General features: G+C 74.7%; 4 protein-coding genes. 3 read left to right on the forward strand and 1 reads right to left on the reverse strand.

Annotated elements, in window-relative coordinates:
- A partial coding sequence (locus AB0J68_RS30195; RefSeq protein WP_363942045.1) for a CDP-alcohol phosphatidyltransferase family protein occupies positions 1 to 545 on the reverse strand: 545 nt, incomplete at its 3' end.
- A gap of 93 nt (positions 546 to 638) precedes the next feature.
- On the opposite strand from AB0J68_RS30195, the gene AB0J68_RS30200 reads away from it, so the two are divergent.
- The 3 genes from AB0J68_RS30200 to AB0J68_RS30210 form a co-directional block, all read left to right on the forward strand.
- Positions 639 to 1,622 (forward strand): NAD(P)-binding protein, encoded by a 984-nt coding sequence (locus AB0J68_RS30200; RefSeq protein WP_363942049.1) that lies wholly within the window; start codon positions 639 to 641, stop codon positions 1,620 to 1,622.
- A 2-nt stretch (positions 1,623 to 1,624) separates the two neighbouring features.
- Positions 1,625 to 2,023, forward strand: coding sequence for a 6-carboxytetrahydropterin synthase (locus AB0J68_RS30205; protein ID WP_354860845.1), 399 nt, complete (start codon positions 1,625 to 1,627; stop codon positions 2,021 to 2,023).
- A gap of 62 nt (positions 2,024 to 2,085) precedes the next feature.
- Positions 2,086 to 2,944, forward strand: an 859-nt coding sequence (locus AB0J68_RS30210; RefSeq protein WP_363942051.1) for a glycosyltransferase, incomplete at its 3' end; no start/stop codon positions are given.

A 2,944-nucleotide genomic window follows, 5' to 3' on the forward strand; every position in this document is an offset into this window, starting at 1 on the left:
GCCACCACCTTGCGCCAGTAGCGCGGCGGCAACGCGCCGCGCAGCCAGGGCAGCACGGCGCTGGCCGCGACGAAGACGTACCGCATCGCGCCGATGGCCAGCACCCAGCTCCCGGCCGCCGGGGCGACGTACACGCTGAGAACCAGGATGAGGAACGCGTCGACCTCCATGTCGAAGCGGGCCCCGAGCGCGCTGACCGTGCCGGTGCGCCGGGCGACCTGACCGTCCACCGCGTCCAGCAGCAGGGCCACCGTGCTCAGCGCGACCAGCAGCCCCACCGGCGTCGGGTGGCCGAACGAGTCCACCACCAGCGCGGTGACCGCGCCGACCAGGACGGCCCGGGCCAGCGTCACCCGGTCGGCGGGGCCGAGCCGCGACGCGCCGGACAGGTGCAGGCCCCGGCTCAACGCGAGGCAGGTGAGCGCCGCGTAGCCGGCCCCGGCCAGCCAGCCCGCCGTGCTCAGACCCACGGTGGCGGCCAGCGCCGCCAGCACGACCAACTGCGCGCTCAGCCCGATCACCGGACCGCTTCGAACTGTGGGCACCGTACCTCCGTGTTTATGATCGACGACCCCGACAGGGAACACGGAAATCAGGGCCGTTCGGTTCGACCGGGACAAAAGGTGAGGTGTGCGAGGGTGATCCGCGAGGCGTACGCCTGCTGGGTGCGCGAGCCCGGCGCGGCGGAGATCCGGCCGGTGTCGCTGCCCGTCCCGGGGCCGGACGAGGTGCTGGTGCGAGCCCGCTACTCCGGGGTCAGCCGGGGCACCGAGACGCTGGTGTTTGCCGGCCGGGTGCCCGCCGACCAGTACGCGGCGATGCGCGCCCCGTTCCAGGAGGGTGACTTCCCCGGCCCGGTGAAGTACGGCTACCTCAGCGTCGGCGTGGTCGACCAGGGCCCGCCGGAGTTGCTCGGGCGTACGGTGTTCTGCCTGCACCCGCACCAGAGCGCGTACGTCGTGCCGGCGACGGCAGTGGTGCCGGTGCCGGACGACGTGCCGCCCGCCCGCGCCGTGCTCGCCGGCACGGTGGAGACCGCCGTGAACGCCCTGTGGGACGCCGCGCCCCTGGTCGGCGACCGGGTCAGCGTGGTCGGCGCGGGCATGGTCGGCTGCTGCGTCGCAGCGCTACTGGCGCGTTTCCCCGGTGTGGACGTCGAGCTGATCGACACCGACGCGCGCCGGGTCGGGGTAGCCGGGGCGCTCGGTGTGCGGTTCGCCCGGCCGGGCGACGCGACCGGCGACCGGGACCTGGTCGTGCACGCCAGCGCCACGTCCGCCGGGCTGCAACAGGCGCTGGACCTGCTCGCGCCCGAGGGCACGGTGATCGAGCTGAGCTGGTACGGCGACCGCCCGGTGCAGGTGTCGCTGGGCGGGGCGTTCCACTCCCGACGGCTCACCGTGCGCAGCAGCCAGGTCGGCATGGTCGCGCCCGCGCGGCGGGGCCGCCGCAGCTACGCCGATCGGCTGGCGCTGGCCCTGGACCTGCTCGACGACCCGGCCTTCGACGCGCTGATCACCGGCGCGTCCCGGTTCACCGAACTGCCCGACGTACTCGCCCAACTGAGCACGGGTGACCTGCCCGCGCTCTGCCACCTCATCAGCTACGACGACGGGGAGTGACCGTGTTCAGCGTGACCGTTCGGGATCACATGATGATCGCCCACAGTTTCCGGGGCGAGGTGTTCGGCCCGGCTCAGCGCCTGCACGGGGCGACGTTCGTGGTGGACGCGACGTTCCGCCGGCCCGACCTGGACGCCGACGGCATCGTCGTCGACATCGGGCTGGCCACCGAGCAGCTGCGCGCCGTGGTCGGCGAGCTGTCCTACCGCAACCTCGACGACGAGCCCGCGTTCGCCGGGATGAACACCACCACCGAGGTGCTGGCCCGTACCGTCGCCGACCGCCTGGCCGAGCGGGTGCACGCCGGTGAGCTGGGCGCCGGGGCGCGTGAGCTGGCCGGCATCACCGTCACCCTGCACGAGTCACACGTCGCCTGGGCCAGCTACGAGCGGTCGCTGTGATCGACGCGGGCCAGCCGACGCCGGCCCACGCCGCCGGGGTCGTCGGCCCGCACCGCCGTACGGTGCACGTCGTCCTGCCCGGCGACATCGACGACCCGGCAGCGCCCAGCGGCGGCAACACGTACGACCGGCGGGTCTGCGCCGGGCTCGGCGAGCGCGGTTGGGTGGTGCACGAGCATTCGGTGCCCGGAGCGTGGCCGCACCCCGACCCGGCGGCGCTCGCGGCGCTGGCCCGGCTGCTGGCCACCGCGCCGGACGACGCCGTGGTGCTCGTCGACGGCCTGATCGCCTCGACGGTGCCGGACCTGCTCGCCCCGCACGCGACACGGCTGCGCCTCGTCCTCCTGGTGCACATGCCTTTGAACGACGAGGCCGAGGGCCGGGCGCTGGCCACCGCGCGAGCGGTCGTCGCCACCAGCGAGTGGACCCGCCGTCGCCTGCTGGCCCACCACGGGTTGCCGGCCGACCGCGTCCGGGTCGCGCCGCCGGGGGTGACGCCCGCACCGCCGGCGCCCCCCGGCTCGGCAGCCGGCCACCGACTCCTCTGCGTCGCCGCGGTCACCCGCCACAAGGGCCACGACGTGCTGGTCGACGCCCTGTGCGTGCTGGCCGAGATGCCCTGGACGCTGGTCTGCGCCGGCACGCTGACCCGGGAACCCGAACTGGTGCACCGACTCCGCGACCGGCTCGCCGGCGCCGGCCTGTCGGAACGGGTCCGGCTGGCGGGCCCGCTGACCGGCCCGGCGCTCGACGCCGCGTACGCCGCCGCCGACCTGCTGGTGCTGCCGTCGCGGGGCGAGACGTACGGGATGGTCGTCACCGAGGCGCTGCGACGTGGACGGGTACCCCGGCAAGGGCGGCTGTGGCTGGTTCGTCGACATCCTGCACGCCGGCGGCAACATCACCCGGAACTGCCACATG

Origin of the sequence: Micromonospora sp. NPDC049580, assembly GCF_040675595.1 — a bacterium.
In the GTDB taxonomy this organism is placed as follows: domain Bacteria; phylum Actinomycetota; class Actinomycetes; order Mycobacteriales; family Micromonosporaceae; genus Micromonospora.